Origin of the sequence: Collinsella sp. TM09-10AT (genome assembly GCF_003436275.1) — a bacterium.
GTDB lineage: Bacteria > Actinomycetota > Coriobacteriia > Coriobacteriales > Coriobacteriaceae > Collinsella.
The window spans coordinates 6,449-20,979 of record NZ_QSOP01000015.1; the positions used below are offsets into that span (position 1 = coordinate 6,449).

Sequence of the window (14,531 nt, forward strand, 5' to 3'; positions counted from 1 at the left end):
TGATCGCTCACTTAATCTAATGGGATAGTTAGTGAGGCCGGAGCAAAAGCTCCGGCCTCCTTATATAAGGGCTCGGCAAAGCCGAGCCACTAAATTTATATCAGCCCCAGAACATATTTGAGAACTGTTCCCGGAGTACATACTCCTAGGGCCGGAATGAGGTTGCTTTCCAACGCATTCCGCAGGGGGCGGCATTATTTTGTAGCGCGAAGCGCGAATCAAAATAATGCCGCATGCCCGAGGACGCGTTGGAAAGCAACCTCATTCCGGCCCGAACAGGTCCGTCTACCAGCGCATTTACAAATTCGTAAACTTTTTTGAAAAAAGTGCTTGCACAGTTCTCGAATCATAGGTTATTATCTTCCTCGATGAACGCGCGGGTCGAACAAAACGAACTGCGAATCAACAACATAGCATGTCGGAGTGGCGGAATTGGCAGACGCGCTAGCTTGAGGTGCTAGTGACCGCTTTTTGGTCATGCGGGTTCAAGTCCCGCCTCCGACACCATCGCATTTGAGAAGCCTCTTCGGAGGCTTTTTTGTTACCGATAGACGGTGGGGTCCACGATGGAAACGCTTGAACGCAACGAGTGGGCAGACGTTGCCCAACTAGTCGAGATCACGAGCGATGCTGTCATCATCTGCGAGCTCGACGGAACCATTCTGCATGTGAATAACCGCTTACTTGGTTTGATGTGCGAGGAACGCGCCGACGTCATCGGTGGAGATGTTAAAGACGTCCTGTACTCGTCCGCTTTTGAACGTGCGACGGAACATCGTCTGCCATTTGAAACTGATGGCTCCGAGAACGAACTGATGCTCAAGCTAAGTGACGGCTCTTTTATTCCCGTCTTGGTTCGTGCGGGCTCCGTAACGCCTCCACGCATCTTTGGGCGCCGCGCACCACGTGTCCTGGTGGCGCTTCACAGTATCGAGGAACAGTATTCTCACGACCGTCAGCTCAAGCGTGCGTTATCGGAGCTTAGAGTGGCGAACAAGCGTCTCTCTGGGACGCTCTCGGTCATTATGAGCACTGTGGGCTCCGATGAGTTACCCAGCCTGCTTGATACCGTTTTGAACCAGCTTGTAGGAACGCTCGATGCTTCGGGTGCCGCTATCTATTTTTCTGAGAGCGGCGGCTTTAAGCTCCGCGGTGTTTCCAAGGAGCTGTACGACAGCTACCTGCCCGAGTTTTTGCCGTATGGCGCTGGCATTCCGACGTATGTTCTTCGCGAGTCGCGTGCCTGTCGCTTGTCGATCCAACAGGACCTTGAGGGCGATAAGGCCGCCTCCGGTATGTTCATGGACCTGGATAATCGTTCAAAGCACCTGTTGCGCATGCAGGATATGCCTCCGTACCGCAGTGAAATCTGTCTTCCCGTTTTTTACGGTACGCAGATCCTCGGCGTGCTGGAAGTTGGTTGGAAACGCCCCCAGGCACCGCTCGCCTATGACGTTAATGTGCTCGAGGTCATTTGCGATTACCTGTCTATCCAGCTGGTCGGCATGGCATCGAGCCTTCGCTCCCGTCGCACGGCCGAGCTTGGTCGTTCCCTCAATGTGCTGCGTGATGAGTTGTTTACCTTTCTAGACGATTCCGCTGCGGCTACCCAGGCGGTGTCGTCCGAGATCTGCAATATGCTCAACTGCCATTTTTGCCCTGTTGAGTATGACGCCAGTCTGGATTCCTACGTCATAGATTTTGAAGGCGGCAGTCGCGTTGCTTTGCCGGACGATCCCGAGAAGCTTTTCTTTTCCACGACGGCGCCAGCGGCACGTCTGGGGGCTGCCCCTGATGGCTTTGAGGCATCTGTTTTGGGCGGCACGAGTGCCGAGGACCTTAAACACGTCCGTATAACTCGCGTTGACGAATCGATGCCTATGGGAGGCTGGCTTAGAGCGCATGGCCTGCCTTGCCAGGGTCTCTACGTCGACGCCGGCATCGAGGCGGGGCGCCCACGCCCTGAGGGCGATGGCAAGCACAGTAACGACGCAATCGTTCCTGCTTCTGTTGCGAAGGGGCCGACGACGCGTGCGCTGCTGCTTCGTGATGGCAGCCAAGAGCCGATTGATGACCTTGAATATGACTACTTGGTGCACTTGGCCCATGACTTTGAACTGATCTATGAAGGCGAATCTCAAAAGCGTGAGGAGCGCCATATCGCTCAGACCCTCCAGATTGGCATGAGAAATTCACTGGGGGATGTTCCGGGAATCGCCGCCGATTCGGTGTACCTGTCGGCCACGAACTCGGCGTTGGTCGGCGGCGATTTCTATACGCTCATCCGTCTTCCCGACGATTGCGCCGTCATGATTCTGGGCGATGTGTCTGGCAAAGGCATTGAGGCTGCATCGATGTCCGCACTCGTCAAGACGGCCCTGACGGCATATGCCTGGGAGGGCGCTGGACCGGCCCGCATGGCACGCTCCCTTAACAGCATGCTTATGGGCTTTTCGAGGGTCGAGACGTTCGTGACGGCCTTTATCGCCAAGATTGACCTTAAAGCCGGACGCGCAACGTATTGTTCGGCGGGCCATCCTCCGACCATGGTCATCAGGCCAGAGTCGATGCCGCTGGGTGGCGGCGAGGCTCGTGGGGGAGAGGTCGAGCTGCTTGGATGCCAATCGGGGGTAATCGGTGCCTTTGAGAGCATGGTGTACGAGACAGGCGTGTTTACGTTCGCTCCTGGTGACATGCTATTTATGTACACCGACGGAACAATCGAAGCACGTGACCGCTCGGGTGCTTTTTTTGGCGAGCAGCGCCTTCGTGACCTTCTGCTCTCTGTCTCGGGTGAGGGCGTATCGGGAATCTGCGGCAAGGTCTTGGGCGAGCTCGACCGATTTACCGAATCGGCGCTGGACGATGACATTGCATTGGTGTCCCTTGAGTTTTTACGGGGTCGTTCATAGACGACGCTGGGCGGGCTGAATCCGTACGGTTGGGGAAACGAATGCATCGAGTGGGCTTTTTTGGGGAACCATAGTCGTATGAATGAGTGGAATGACATAGCGGTTTTGACGCCACCAGGCGATATCGACATCGCCACGGTGCCTGCGCTGCGTCGGCGGTTGGATGCTTTGATTGGCCGCGGCGTGCGTCGTGTCGTCATCAACTGTCAGGCTGTTAGCTTTATCGATTCGACGGGCTTGGCATTCCTGCTTACGCGCGCTCGTGAGCTCATGAGGCGAGAAGGCCTGCTCTCGCTCGTCAATGCATCGGGTGAAGTTGTTCGCTTTTTGGAGATTGCTCGTCTTGTCGATATTCTTCATGTCGCGGGGCCGACACGGGAGCCTATTCCCGCCATTCCGGTGGGGGAGCTGCCTCGCTGGAGTAAGAGCGTCGAGGTCCGTCAGGGTATCGAGAATCTTCCATACTACCGACATCGCATCGCCGAACTCCTTGAATCGCTTCCGTTGCGCCGTGATGAGCGCTACGATGTCGCATTGGCGTCGGGGGAGGCGCTGGGTAATGCCTATGACCATGCGGGCGGTATCGGGTGCGTCCTGACGGTTCAGGCCTATGGCGATCGCGTTGTGGTTGAGGTGCTTGATCGAGGTGCCGGCTATTCTATCGATGAAACGAGCGAACCGGTCGCATCAGAGGAGCGCGGCCGTGGTATCAAGCTTATGCGTATGCTCGTCGATAACGTGGAGGTTGCTCGTCGTACGGACGGCGCCGGCACGCGCGTGCAGATGGTGAAGCTGTTTAGCGGAGCGCTGGAGTCGTGTGCCTAGCCAATCGCTTTAGCGCGTTTAGCTACTAAGAACATGCGGCAGACAAGTTTTTTGAAAAAAGTACTTGCGTCTTTTGGACAACTCGCGTAAATTAATAACCCGCAAGCGGACATGGCTCAGTTGGTAGAGCACAACCTTGCCAAGGTTGGGGTCGCGGGTTCGAGCCCCGTTGTCCGCTCCATTGCATTTCCGGACCGTTTAGTCGGTCCTTTTTCGGCGAAGTGGCCAAGTGGTAAGGCAGAGGCCTGCAAAGCCTTTACCCCCGGTTCGAATCCGGGCTTCGCCTCCAGGCAACATCCGGGCGCTCCGGCGCCCGTTTTGTTTTACATATGCGGACATGGCTCAGTTGGTAGAGCACAACCTTGCCAAGGTTGGGGTCGCGGGTTCGAGCCCCGTTGTCCGCTCCAACTATCTTACGCGGTTCTAACGAACCGCGTTTTTTGTTGACGCTGCGCGGGCCCCGGGCACCCCATCTTGCCCCTCAATCGTCGGTCGCGTACATAAAGTACGCTTCCCTCCTCTTTCGCGGCAACCTGGGGCACCCGGAGCCCGCTCGCTGTCGTGGCCGGGGGAGTAAGTCTTCCGTTCTTTTCACTAATCGATCGATTCGTCCCAGGAGGCTCGAGCCCGAGAGGGGGCGAGCGTTTGGGGCGTGGCTGCGGCGTTGATTGCCGTGAATGTCAGCTTTGGGCGTATCATCGTGGGCATCTCGCAAAACCTCGTTGCAAGGGAGACTCATCCCATGGCTACAGAAAAGTCCTCGTCGCGCCCATGGATGTCCGATGCCGCGATCTATCAGATCTATCCGCGCTCGTTTAAGGATTCGACTGGTTCGGGTCTGGGCGATATCGCGGGCATTACCCAGCAGATGGACTATCTTGAGCAGCTGGGCATCGAGGCTATCTGGCTGAGCCCGTTTTACCCATCGCCTCTTGTCGATGGCGGCTATGATGTGGCGGACTACTGCGATGTCGACCCACGTCTCGGCTCGCTTGACGACTTCGATGACATGATCGCTGCGGCTCATGCGCACGGCATCAAGGTCATCGTCGACATCGTGCCCAACCATTCGTCCAACCAGCACCCCTGGTTCAAAGCCGCTCTTGCCGCCGGCCCCGGATCACCCGAGCGCGCCCGTTATATCTTCCGCGATGGTCGCGGCGAGCACGGCGAGCTGCCTCCCACCAATTGGAATGCCAACTTTGGCGGCCCCGCCTGGACGCGCGTCGCGGACGGTCAGTGGTATCTGCACATGTTTACGCCCGAGCAGCCGGACTTTGACTGGTCGTGTCCCGAGGTTCATGCGTTCTTTTGCGACGTCCTGGCGTTTTGGAGCGATCGAGGCGTCGATGGCTTTCGCATTGATGTGGCGCACGGTCTCGCCAAGGATCTCGACCGCGATGACCTCGACCGGTGGCATCTCGCCGAGGGCGATGACATGGTTGAGGACGGCACCCATCCGCTGTGGGACCGCAACGAGGTCCATGAGATCTATCGCGAGTGGCGCCGCGTGTTCGACCGTTATGATCCGCCGCGCAGCGCCGTTGCCGAGGCGTGGGTTCTGCCCGAGCGCCAGTATCTCTACGCACGCCCCAGCGAGCTTGGCCAGACATTCAACTTTGAGTTCGCCAAGGCCACTTGGACCTATGATGACATGCACGCTGCAATCGAGAAGGGCTTGAAGGCGGCCATCGAATCCGATTCCGCCTCGACCTGGGTACTCTCCAACCACGACGTGCCGCGCGTGGCGACACGCTATGCCCTGCCGCAAATCAAGGCGACGCGCTACCATCAGATTGCGCTCGACTGGCTCTTACGCGACGGGTCGTCTTATGACGAGGACCGTGAACTCGGCGAGCGCCGCGCGCGGGCAGCCCTTTTGCTTGAGTTGGCGCTTCCGGGCTCGGCATACGTGTATCAGGGTGAGGAGCTCGGCCTTTTTGAGGTGGCTGACATCCCGTGGGCTGCACTCGAAGATCCCACTGCGACCAATACGCACGGACCGAAGCGCGAGAAGGGGCGCGACGGCTGTCGTGTGCCCCTGCCGTGGGTGGCAGCGGACGATCCCGCGCAGGGCGGATCGTTTGGGTTTTCACCGGCGGACGCCGATGCGGCGCCCCATCTGCCACAGCCTGCATGGTTTTCCGATTACGCTGCCGATAGGGAAGAAGCGGACCCGGCATCGATGCTTGCGTTCTATCGCGACGCCCTCTGGCTGCGGCGCAAGCTGCGCGGGTGCGCCAACGATCTTGCGTGGCTCGATCTTGACGGGTGCACCGGCCTTGCGGATGGTGCCGAGGGCGCTGAGGGCGGCGTCATCGCCTATCGCCGCGACAACGGCTGGGCGTGTGTGACGAACTTCGGTGCAGCACCCGTGGAGCTGCCGGCGGGTAGGGTCCTGCTCACCTCATCACCGCTTGCAGATGGCAGGCTCGCGCAGGACAGCTCTGTCTGGATCATGCTCGCTGAGTTGTAGGGGGCCTCTTGCGGCGAGCTTGCGTTTGCCTACACCTTCCGTGGTGGCTGATGTCTTCGCGAGGTTCGCGAGGGCGTCGCAAAACTTTTCAAAAAAAGTTCTTGCATTTGGGTGGATCATCCCGTATATTAAATCCTCGCAGGCGGACATGGCTCAGTTGGTAGAGCACAACCTTGCCAAGGTTGGGGTCGCGGGTTCGAGCCCCGTTGTCCGCTCCATTTGGGCGTTTAGCTCAGGGGGAGAGCGCTTCCCTGACACGGAAGAGGTCAGAAGTTCAAATCTTCTAACGCCCACCAAATGTTCGCAGCTCAGAGGCTATGTCCTCTGGGCTGTTTTGTTTTGCCACCAAGCACGCCGCCAAATAAGCCGCCAAATATTGATCCAAGGTCTGTACGCGATGGTCTTCGCATCCCGTGGGGGCGCCGGCAGATTGCATGTGTCCTGGTCCATCGTGACCGCAACATGTTGGTCAAGCATAATCTTTTGGATTCTTTTGGCGTGAGCGGCTTGGTTTTGGTAGGATTTGTCAGCGGCTTGACTAAGGGGGTTTTATAACTGCCATGCAGGTAGCCGTGTTGGTAACGTTTTACCGACTTGTCAAATACCCCTCATTTTTAATGCGTCTGCAAAATGACCAATTGCTTTGACCTGCTGAAACACTATATGTTGTGTTTGACCTAAAAAAAGAATACAGGATATAGATGCTTCTTTGTCGTATGATAGATGGCGGACAGAGAACGAAGACCTTAACTGCCTCTTTTGAACGTGTCCTTGAACCGCTTGATTGGCTCTAGGGAATGTCCGCATGGAGGCTTATGGTTTATCGAGAACACAGATTGCGCGACGGCGCCGCAAGGCAGGGGCAGGCCCTGCCGGGCATCGTTTGGCTCTGAAGCGCAATGAGGCTACGACGCGAAAGAGGCAAGAGGATGAAGATCATCAAGCGCAGCGGCACCGAGGCTGTCTTTGACATCGATAAGATCGTCAATGCCATCCGCGCCGCAAACTTGGAGGTCGAGGAGAGCTCTCGTCTTACCGACCGCCAGGTGGTTTATGCGGCGCAAAACGTCGCCGAGGCATGCGAGAACGCGGGCCACACCGTTTCGGTCGAGGAGATCCAGGATTTGGTCGAGGACGAGATCATGCGTCTCGACTGCTACGAGGTCGCCCGCCACTACATCATCTATCGCTATGTTCAGAGCCTGAAGCGCCAGAAGAACACGACCGACGACAAGATTCTGTCGCTGATCGAGTGCAATAACGAAGAGGTCAAGCAGGAGAACTCTAACAAGAACCCGACCGTCAATTCCGTCCAGCGCGACTATATGGCCGGCGAGATTTCAAAGGATCTGACTCAGCGTGTGCTGCTGCCCCAGGAGATCGTGGATGCCCACAATGAGGGCCTGATCCACTTCCACGATTCTGACTACTTTGCCCAGCACATGCATAACTGCGACCTGGTGAACCTGGAGGACATGCTCCAGAACGGCACCGTTATCTCGGGCACGCTGATCGAGAAGCCGCACAGCTTCTCGACTGCCTGCAACATCGCGACGCAGATTATCGCCCAGGTTGCTTCCTCCCAGTACGGCGGCCAGTCTATTTCGCTGACCCATCTTGCCCCGTTTGTTGAGGTGAGCCGTCAAAAGATTCGCGGCGAGGTTGCCCGCGAGCTCGAGGAGCTCGGTGTTTCGGCATCTGCCGAAAAGGTCCGTGAGGTCGTTGAGGACCGTCTGCGCGATGAGATCCGTCGCGGCGTCCAGACGATTCAGTATCAGGTCGTGACCCTTATGACCACCAATGGCCAGGCGCCGTTCGTGACGGTCTTTATGTATCTCAATGAGGCCCGTACGCCCCAGGAGAAGCACGACCTTGCCATGATCGTGGAGGAGACGCTTCGTCAACGCTATGAGGGCGTTAAGAACGAAGCCGGTGTGTGGATTACCCCGGCATTCCCCAAGCTTATCTATGTACTCGAGGACGATAACGTTCACGAGAATTCTCCGTACTTCTACCTGACCCAGCTGGCTGCCAAGTGCACCGCCAAGCGCATGGTGCCCGATTACATCTCCGAGAAGAAGATGCGCGAGCTCAAGCTGTCGAAGGGCGAGACCGCCGGCAACGGCGATTGCTACACCTGCATGGGTTGTCGCAGTTTCCTGACGCCCGACCGCTCGGGCAACGGCTTTAACAATGTTGCCAACGCGCTGAACTATGACCCGACCAAACCTAAGTACTATGGCCGCTTTAACCAGGGTGTTGTGACCATCAACCTGCCCGATGTCGCGCTGAGCTCGCATCAGGACATGGACAAGTTCTGGAAAATCTTCGACGAGCGCCTCGAGCTGTGCCACCGCGCCCTGCTGTGCCGTCATGAGCGTCTGATGGGTACGCTTTCGGATGCCGCACCGATTCTTTGGCAGTACGGCGCCCTGGCGCGTCTGAAGAAGGGCGAGACGATCGATAAGCTGCTCGTGGGCGGCTATTCCACCATCAGCCTGGGGTATGCCGGCCTGTATGAGTGCGTCAAGTACATGACGGGCCACAGCCACACCGAGAAGGAGGGCACGCCCTTTGCCATGGCCGTCATGCAGCGCATGAACGACAAGTGCGCCGAGTGGAAGGCCGAAAGCGATATTGACTTCTCGCTGTACGGTACCCCGCTTGAGTCGACGACCTACAAGTTCGCCAAGTGCCTGCAGCGTCGTTTTGGCATCATCCCGGGCGTGACGGACAAAGGCTACATCACCAACAGCTACCACGTCCACGTGTCCGAGGAGATCGACGCATTCGACAAGCTCAAGTTCGAGGGCATGTTCCAGCAGCTTTCGCCGGGCGGTGCCATCTCCTACGTCGAGGTTCCCAACATGCAGGACAACCTCAAGGCTGTCATCCGCGTGATGCAGTACATCTACGACAACATCATGTACGCCGAGCTCAACACCAAGAGCGACTACTGCCAGGTGTGCGGCTACGATGGCGAGATCAAGATTGTCGAGGATGACGGCAAGCTGGTGTGGGAGTGCCCCAGCTGCGGCAACCGCGACCAGGAGAAGATGAATGTCGCCCGTCGCACGTGCGGCTACATCGGTACCCAGTTCTGGAACCAGGGTCGAACCGAGGAGATCCGCGACCGCGTGCTGCATCTCTAATACCGCTCCGGGACTGAGCCGAGAGGGCCGCTTGGGCATTTGCTCGCTATTTCGGACAGTCCTGCGCAAGACGAAGGCCACATTAAGTGGCCTTCTTTGCGTGCGGAACTCATATCGAGCAAAAGCCCAAGCGGCCCTCTCGGCTCAGCCAAGTTGATGTAGCTGAGATGCAGCACGCGGTCTGCTCACTCCTCGAAGTTTTTAGCGGAAATGAGTTGACTTGCAACAACGCTTTGCTTGCGATAACGGTTGAGCTGCAGCATTGTTTTTATTGGACCTCGAACCCTATACTCGATGTTCGCTGAGTTCATTGAGTATCGCTCGCGAGGGGTCTGGAGTATATCGTCCCGCCCGCAGTTTCGCAGGCCGAAGGCCGAGAATGTTTGAGGACGGGATGATATACTCCAGACCCCCAGGAAGGTTACCTATGAACTACGCGAACATTAAGTATTTCGACATTGCTGATGGAGAAGGCGTTCGTACTTCTCTGTTTGTAAGCGGGTGCCGTCGTGGGTGCAAGAATTGCTTTAACTCTGTTGCGTGGGACTTTGCTGCGGGCGAGCCCTTTGATCGTGCCGTCGAGGACAAGATTATCGAGAGCCTCGATCATCCCTTTATTGACGGCCTGACGATTCTGGGCGGAGAGCCCATGGAGCCCGAGAACCAGGCGGGGCTCGTTGAGTTTGTCGAGTGTGTTCGTGCCGCTTATCCTGCGGGGTCAGGAAAGACCATTTGGTGTTTTACCGGCGATGTGCTCGAGGAGCTTATGCCGGGAGGACGCCACCATACCGAGGTCACGGACCGTATCCTTACCTGTCTTGATATGTTGGTGGACGGCCCGTTTGTTCAGGACCTGTACGATATCACGCTGCGCTTTAGGGGCTCGAGTAACCAGCGCGTGATCGATATGAACGCCACGCGCGCCCGTGCTGAGCGCGAGGGCGTTGCGCTTTGTGATGCGGTTGAACTTTGGCGTGATGATCCGGTCTATTCGACCCATACTATGTAGCTTGTGGTCGATGCCGGAGGGCGTGGTACCATAGCGCGAACGTGAAATCGGAAAAGTGAGGCCCAGATGGTCGATCAGGAAAAAGTCGAGGCCGCCATTAAGCTGTTGCTTGAGGGCATAGGCGAGGACCCAACTCGTGAGGGCCTGCTGGAGACCCCGGCGCGCGTTGCCCGTATGTATGGTGAGATCGCCGGCGGCATGGACCAGAGTGCCGAGGAGCACCTGTCCAAAACCTTTGCCGTCGCTTCGAACGATTTGGTTATCGAGCGCGACATTACGTTCTACTCGCTGTGCGAACATCATCTGCTGCCGTTTTATGGCAAGGCCGCCATTGGTTATATCCCTAACGGTCGGGTGGCTGGGCTTTCCAAGCTCGCCCGCACGGTTGAGGTTTATGCCCGCCGTCTTCAGCTGCAGGAGCAACTGTGCACACAGGTTGCCGATGCCCTCATGGATTATCTCGCTCCCCAGGGAGCGATTGTGTTGATGGAGGCCGAGCATATGTGCATGACGATGCGTGGCGTGCAAAAGCCCGGCACCAAGACCGTGACGCTTGCTCGCCGCGGCGTCTTTGAGACCGATCCCGCGCTCGAGGAGCGTTTCTTTAGGATGCTGGGCCGCTAACCATGAGAGTCGTCAACGACTTTACATCGAAGACCGATGAGGGGACGTCGCGTCGCGGCTTTATGGCTTCGGGCCTGGCCCCCTTTGGTGCCATGCCTCGCATTGATTACATTTGTGCCAACGGGCTGTTCCGGCGGCACCTGGGCAACATCGTACAGTTGGAATCGGGGCGCATCTTCTGCCGCCACGGTATTGACCATCTGCTCGATGTCGCTCGCATTATGTGGATCAAGAATCTCGAGGAGCAGCTCGAATTTGACCGCGAGGTCATCTACGCCACGGCACTTCTTCACGATATCGGCAAAGATGAACAGTATGAATCGGGTATATCCCATGATGTTGCAAGCGAACGCGTCGCTGATGCGATTCTCGGCGGCATGCCCGATGACGTGGCGTTTGAGCCGGCCGATGCCGCAGCCATTAAGACGGCCATTCTGGGCCATCGAAAGCTGCGCGTGAACAGCCAACCGCTTGAGCGTCTGCTCTATGCGGCCGACAAAGCGTCGCGCGCCTGCTTTGCATGCCCCGCGCGCAATGCTTGCAACTGGAGCGATGATAAAAAGAACCTGTCGATTCGCGTGTAGTTAGTTTGCGCGGTCGGGGTTCTAAACGAAGGAGACGATCGCGATGAGTAACAAGAAACTGCCCGAGAATGCAACCAAGACTGAAGGCGCCGAGCTCGCCCGCCGTGGAAGGGGCGAAATATCCACCGCAACGGCGGTGCCCCATGTAAGCTATGACGATTTGCGCCATGCCGATCGTATTGTCATTGACGGCCTTGAGGTTTTTGCCAACCATGGCGTGTATCCCGAGGAGAACGCGCTGGGTCAGAAGTTCATCGTTTCTCTGGTGCTCTATGCCGACCTGCGCGCGGCGGGGGAGCACGATAACCTGGATGCCTCGATTGACTACGGCTCGGTGTGCCACGATGTTGATGGCTATCTGCGCGAGCATACGTTTAAACTCATCGAGGCGGCAGCCGAGGGTGTGGCCCAGATGCTGCTGCGTCGTTACCCCCTGCTGCTTGGTGTGCGCATAAAGCTCGATAAGCCGTGGGCTCCTGTTGGCCTGCCCCTGGCAAGCTGCGGTGTCGAGATCGAGCGCGTGCGGTAACCGGTTCTAATACGTCTCTATGGGTGGCTGCTTGAGCCGCTGCGACAGAGCTCTATTGTTGGGACAGTACGTGTCGAGCAGGGCGTGAAAACGCTGATTGTGGCTTGGCTCGAGCAAGTGGACGAACTCGTGGGCGACAACCATGTCGAGGCATTCGACGGGGTAGGCGGCGAGCTCGCGCGCGATGCGAATGGCGCCGGATTTGGGCGTGCATGATCCCCAGCGCGTTTTCATGCTGCGCACGGAGATGCGGGCCACGGTGACGCCCATTGCGACTTCGTACGCGTGCACGATGTCGCGCAGCGCCGATGTGACCTCGGACGCAAAGAGCTGGTCGATGTGGGCTTGGAGCTCATCGGACGTTAGGCCGTCGAGGATTGCGTGCCGCTTGGCCTGTGGGCCTTCGTCCGATTCATCGGTACCCATAAAACTTGCGAAGGTGGCCTGTTTGGGTCGCGGTGCGGGTGATGCAAAGTTGTGATCGAGTGCATCCTGTACCGTGATGGGCTTGCCCCAAAGTGCAATGATGGACGAGGGGCTGAGCGGCTCTGGTGCCGTCGCCTGACGCTGCTCGCGCTGGGCAAGTCGGCTGGTAATCCAGGCGCTGTTGCGCTTCACAAACGCTTCGATACGCTCGCGGGTGGCGCCGAGCGGTGCGCTGGCGTGGACCTCACCGCTCGAAGTGACGCGTAGGTTGAAGTTCTTGACGCACTTTTTGGTAACGACGACGGGGATGGGCGTCCCATCCGGTCGGGATGCGGAAATCGTAAACTGCTGCGTCAAAAGCGGTCCTTTGGATTGGGGACGGGCCGGCATGTCGACCGTTCGGCATGCCGGCCCGCTCAAGGGATGTGAAATTAATAACGCTCAAAGAAGGCGAGCGCGTTGTCGCTGCAGAGCTTTTGCATCACGGTCTTGCCAAAGTGCTTGGAGAGCATGTTCTGGAACTCGGGCATCATGCTGGCATCGGAGAGGAAGGCGGGCACAGTGGCGCCGTCCCAGTCGCCACCGAGTGCGATGACGTCCTCGCCGCCCAGGTCGAGCCAGTGCTCGATATGTGCCGCTAGCTGGTCGAAGGTGACGTCTGCGGCGGTCTTTTTGGTTGCGTCGTTGGAAAGGAACTCGCTGCAGTAGTTGAGGCCGACGATACCGCCCATGTCGCGAATGGTGCGGAACTGGTCGTCGGTGAGGTTGCGCTTGACTCTGCAGACGGTACGGGAGTTGGAGTGGCTGGCGACGAAGGGGCGCGTGGCGTGGGCGACAACCTCGTCAAAGCACTCATCGTTGAGGTGGGAGACGTCGAGCACCATGCCGGCGTGCTCCATCTGCGTAAGCGCCTCGATGCCGGCGGCGGTGAGGCCGGCGTGGGTGTCGTGGCCGCTCGCGAGCGGTCCCTGCGCGTTCCAGCTGAGTGACGACATAAGCACGCCCAGGCTCTTGAGCACCTCGATCAGCGCGGGGTCCTCGGCAAAGAACGTGGCGTTTTCGATGGTGTGGATGCAAGCGACCTTGCCGTCCTTGAGCGCGGGGCGAATGTCTGCCGCGCTGCGTACGTTGACCATGCGGTCGTGGTTAAGCATGGCCTGGCCGCTCATGTGCGCCATGATCTGCGCCTGGAAGCGCGCGGCGTGGGCGGTGGGAATCTCGTCGGGGACAAACGTGGCGAAGCACTGTGCCCACGGCGTGTTGCCGATCTTTGCGAGCGAGATGGCGCAGGCGTTGCCCTCGATGAGGTCGAAATCTTGCGGATGCGTTTCGTCGCCGGGGAAATAACCGTCGGTGCCGGCGGTAAAGCGCAGGTCGAGATCGAGCGTGGCCCAGCCGATGCGGTCGGCGGTGTCGCAGTGTAGGTCAAATACGGGATATGCCATGGTTCCTCCGGTTGCAGCGTTTCTTTGCAAACTGTCTTTGAATTGTATGACTAGGGTATAGTTAGCGCCATATGTTCATGGCGGCCCGCGTTGTGCGCCGCCCTTATCACGGAGGTTTCCATGTCCAACCAGGGCAAGAAGGTCAAGACTCATTATCGCGGCACGCTCGACGACGGCACGCAATTCGATAGCTCCTACGATCGCGGCGAGCCGCTGGAGTTCACCTGCGGCGCCGGTCAGATGATCAAGGGCTTCGATGCCGCTGTTGTCGACATGCAGGTGGGCGAGAAGAAGACCGTGCATATCCCGGCCGCCGATGCCTACGGCGAGCACAACCCCGAGATGGTCCTGACCTTCCCGGCCGAACAGGTTCCCAACATCGAGCAGATCGAGAAGGGCATGAAGCTCTTCCTGTCCACGCCGAGCGGTATGCCCGTCCCCGCCGTGGTCATCGACGTAACGCCCGAGGCCGTGACGCTCGACGCCAACCACGAGCTGGCCGGCAAGGACCTCAACTTTGATATCGAGCTCGTCGAGGTCGAGGGCTAG

The 14,531-nt window shown here is 58.2% G+C and carries 11 protein-coding genes and 6 tRNA genes; 15 read left to right on the forward strand and 2 right to left on the reverse strand.

The genetic code is table 11. The annotated features are described in order from the left end of the window. Positions 1–417: 417 nt before the first annotated feature. From DXD77_RS07065 to folB, 14 genes are all read left to right on the forward strand, one after another. A tRNA-Leu gene (locus DXD77_RS07065) sits at positions 418–507 on the forward strand. Positions 508–566: 59 nt separating this feature from the next. Next, the gene (locus DXD77_RS07070) at positions 567–2,912 is read left to right on the forward strand and encodes a GAF domain-containing SpoIIE family protein phosphatase (protein WP_117648302.1); all 2,346 of its coding nucleotides are present in this window, start codon (positions 567–569) and stop codon (positions 2,910–2,912) included. Between the two features lie 78 nt (positions 2,913–2,990). Then, positions 2,991–3,737: an anti-sigma factor antagonist gene (locus tag DXD77_RS07075; protein ID WP_117648303.1), complete on the forward strand. Its 747-nt coding sequence runs from the start codon at positions 2,991–2,993 to the stop codon at positions 3,735–3,737. Positions 3,738–3,842: 105 nt separating this feature from the next. Continuing rightward, positions 3,843–3,918 (forward strand) — tRNA-Gly (locus tag DXD77_RS07080). Positions 3,919–3,952: 34 nt separating this feature from the next. Further along, positions 3,953–4,026 (forward strand) — tRNA-Cys (locus DXD77_RS07085). 42 nt (positions 4,027–4,068) lie between these two features. Continuing rightward, positions 4,069–4,144 (forward strand) — tRNA-Gly (locus DXD77_RS07090). Between the two features lie 335 nt (positions 4,145–4,479). Further along, positions 4,480–6,213 carry a glycoside hydrolase family 13 protein gene (locus DXD77_RS07095; RefSeq protein WP_233506766.1) on the forward strand — a complete coding sequence of 578 codons (1,734 nt, stop codon included), beginning with the start codon at positions 4,480–4,482 and terminating at the stop codon, positions 6,211–6,213. A 142-nt stretch (positions 6,214–6,355) separates the two neighbouring features. After that, positions 6,356–6,431 (forward strand) — tRNA-Gly (locus tag DXD77_RS07100). Between the two features lie 3 nt (positions 6,432–6,434). Beyond that, positions 6,435–6,509, forward strand: a tRNA-Val gene (locus tag DXD77_RS07105). A gap of 633 nt (positions 6,510–7,142) precedes the next feature. Further along, positions 7,143–9,365: an anaerobic ribonucleoside-triphosphate reductase gene (gene nrdD / locus DXD77_RS07110; RefSeq protein WP_117648304.1), complete on the forward strand. Its 2,223-nt coding sequence runs from the start codon at positions 7,143–7,145 to the stop codon at positions 9,363–9,365. Positions 9,366–9,792: 427 nt separating this feature from the next. Beyond that, entirely contained in the window at positions 9,793–10,374 is a 582-nt protein-coding gene (gene nrdG, locus DXD77_RS07115; protein WP_117648305.1) for an anaerobic ribonucleoside-triphosphate reductase activating protein, read from the forward strand. 66 nt (positions 10,375–10,440) lie between these two features. After that, a complete protein-coding gene (gene folE / locus DXD77_RS07120) occupies positions 10,441–10,998 on the forward strand; it encodes a GTP cyclohydrolase I FolE (RefSeq protein ID WP_055251394.1) in 558 nt (185 codons plus the stop codon). 2 nt (positions 10,999–11,000) lie between these two features. Then, complete coding sequence (locus DXD77_RS07125) at positions 11,001–11,582, forward strand: HD domain-containing protein (RefSeq protein WP_172622418.1); 582 nt, start codon at positions 11,001–11,003, stop codon at positions 11,580–11,582. Between the two features lie 43 nt (positions 11,583–11,625). Then, positions 11,626–12,111: a dihydroneopterin aldolase gene (gene folB, locus DXD77_RS07130; protein ID WP_117648306.1), complete on the forward strand. Its 486-nt coding sequence runs from the start codon at positions 11,626–11,628 to the stop codon at positions 12,109–12,111. A 6-nt stretch (positions 12,112–12,117) separates the two neighbouring features. Here the strand turns inward: folB and DXD77_RS07135 are convergent, their stop codons facing one another. Continuing rightward, positions 12,118–12,894 (reverse strand): M48 family metallopeptidase, encoded by a 777-nt coding sequence (locus DXD77_RS07135; protein ID WP_158549110.1) that lies wholly within the window; start codon positions 12,892–12,894, stop codon positions 12,118–12,120. Positions 12,895–12,968: 74 nt separating this feature from the next. Next, positions 12,969–13,982: a dipeptidase gene (locus DXD77_RS07140; protein WP_117648308.1), complete on the reverse strand. Its 1,014-nt coding sequence runs from the start codon at positions 13,980–13,982 to the stop codon at positions 12,969–12,971. Positions 13,983–14,102: 120 nt separating this feature from the next. Between DXD77_RS07140 and DXD77_RS07145 the strand changes: the two genes are divergently transcribed. Beyond that, positions 14,103–14,531: a peptidylprolyl isomerase gene (locus DXD77_RS07145; protein ID WP_035138874.1), complete on the forward strand. Its 429-nt coding sequence runs from the start codon at positions 14,103–14,105 to the stop codon at positions 14,529–14,531.

What these genes read in the sequence shown, in the direction of transcription:
- DXD77_RS07070 (WP_117648302.1), top strand. Translation starts at nt 567, where the DNA reads ATGGAAACGCTTGAACGCAACGAGTGGGCAGACGTTGCCCAACTAGTC.
- DXD77_RS07075 (WP_117648303.1), top strand. Translation starts at nt 2,991, where the DNA reads ATGAATGAGTGGAATGACATAGCGGTTTTGACGCCACCAGGCGATATC.
- DXD77_RS07095 (WP_233506766.1), top strand. Translation starts at nt 4,480, where the DNA reads ATGGCTACAGAAAAGTCCTCGTCGCGCCCATGGATGTCCGATGCCGCG.
- nrdD (WP_117648304.1), top strand. Translation starts at nt 7,143, where the DNA reads ATGAAGATCATCAAGCGCAGCGGCACCGAGGCTGTCTTTGACATCGAT.
- nrdG (WP_117648305.1), top strand. Translation starts at nt 9,793, where the DNA reads ATGAACTACGCGAACATTAAGTATTTCGACATTGCTGATGGAGAAGGC.
- folE (WP_055251394.1), top strand. Translation starts at nt 10,441, where the DNA reads ATGGTCGATCAGGAAAAAGTCGAGGCCGCCATTAAGCTGTTGCTTGAG.
- DXD77_RS07125 (WP_172622418.1), top strand. Translation starts at nt 11,001, where the DNA reads ATGAGAGTCGTCAACGACTTTACATCGAAGACCGATGAGGGGACGTCG.
- folB (WP_117648306.1), top strand. Translation starts at nt 11,626, where the DNA reads ATGAGTAACAAGAAACTGCCCGAGAATGCAACCAAGACTGAAGGCGCC.
- DXD77_RS07140 (WP_117648308.1), bottom strand. Translation starts at nt 13,982, where the DNA reads ATGGCATATCCCGTATTTGACCTACACTGCGACACCGCCGACCGCATC.
- DXD77_RS07145 (WP_035138874.1), top strand. Translation starts at nt 14,103, where the DNA reads ATGTCCAACCAGGGCAAGAAGGTCAAGACTCATTATCGCGGCACGCTC.